General features: G+C 61.1%; 1 protein-coding gene and 1 other annotated feature. The gene reads left to right on the top strand.

Annotated elements, in window-relative coordinates:
• The first annotated feature begins 51 nt into the window (after positions 1 to 51).
• A protein-coding gene (locus tag BUA54_RS20445) for an IS3 family transposase (RefSeq protein ID WP_143155573.1) occupies positions 52 to 1,286 on the top strand; the annotation gives its coding sequence in 2 pieces (ribosomal slippage) (positions 52 to 349 and positions 349 to 1,286; 1,236 coding nt in all).
• Positions 339 to 455: a sequence feature (AL1L pseudoknot), on the top strand. It overlaps the preceding gene by 117 nt.
• Positions 1,287 to 1,325: the final 39 nt, after the last annotated feature.

Below are 1,325 nucleotides of genomic sequence, written 5' to 3'. Positions count from 1 at the left end.
TGAACCGCGCCGGGTTTGCCAGAGACTTGAAACCTGAGAAGGATGAGAGTCATGGAAAAGAGCAAGATGGCCAACCGCTATTCACCGGAGGTTCGCGCCCGCGCGGTGCGGATGGTGCTGGAACACCAGAGTTCCTATGAAACGCAGGGCGCCGCGATAGCGGCGATTGCACCGAAGATCGGCTGTATTCCGCAGACGCTTGCAGTCTGGCTGAGGAAGGCCGCCAAGGACGCCGGTGCTGCGGGTGGCACGACCAGCGACGAGCGCGATCGGATCAAGCTGCTTGAACGCGAGAACCGTGAGCTGCGTCAGGCGAACGAGATCCTCCGCAAAGCATCAGCTTATTTCGCTCAGGCGGAGCTCGACCGCCCGTTGAAGCGATGATCGGGTTTATCGACGATCATCGTGTCGTCTATGGGGTCGAGCCGATCTGCCGGGTTCTGCCGATCGCCCCATCGACGTATTATGCGCACCTGGCCATCCGTGCCGATCCATCCAAGGCGTCGGCGCGACAACAAAGGGATGCAGCATTGCGTCCCGAGATTCAGCGGATCTGGGACGCCAACTTCAAAGTCTACGGCGTGCGCAAAGCCTGGCACCAGCTCAGACGGGAAGGCTTTGATGTCGCCCGTTGCACGGTGGCGCGGCTGATGACCCAGATCGGGCTGCGTGGGGCCGTGCGCGGCAAGGTCATCAAGACCACGCGAGGCGATATGTCGGCACCATGTCCGCAAGACAAGGTGAACCGCCAGTTCCGGGCCCCGGCACCGAACGTGCTGTGGGTGAGCGACTTTACCTACGTCTCGACCTGGGCCGGCTTCGTTTACGTGGCCTTCGTGATCGACACATTCGCCAACCACATCGTGGGCTGGCGGGTGTCAGGGTCGGCTAAGACCGACTTCGTTCTGGATGCGCTGGAGCAGGCACTCTACAAACGACGCCCCGATGGTGGCGGCAGCCTGGTGCATCACAGCGATCGCGGGTCCCAATACGTTTCCATCCGCTACACCGAGCGCTTAGCCGACGCTGGCATCGAGCCCTCAGTAGGAAGCGTTGGAGACAGCTACGACAACGCATTGGCCGAAACGATCAATGGCCTCTACAAGACCGAGGTCATTCGCCGTCGCGGTCCTTGGAAAAACCTCGAAGCTGTTGAGATGGCGACCCTCGAATGGGTGGACTGGTTCAACAACCGCCGGCTGCTTGAACCCATCGGGAACATCCCGCCTGTCGAGGCCGAAGCCAACTACTATGCGCAGCGTGCCGCGCTCGATATGGTCGCATAAAGTGAAGCAAACGGTCTCCGGCAAACCCGGCGCGGTTCA

It is taken from the genome of Loktanella atrilutea (genome assembly GCF_900128995.1).
GTDB lineage: Bacteria > Pseudomonadota > Alphaproteobacteria > Rhodobacterales > Rhodobacteraceae > Loktanella > Loktanella atrilutea.
Note: the sequence above shows the minus strand (reverse complement) of the source record. Positions and strands in the feature narration are given on the sequence as shown.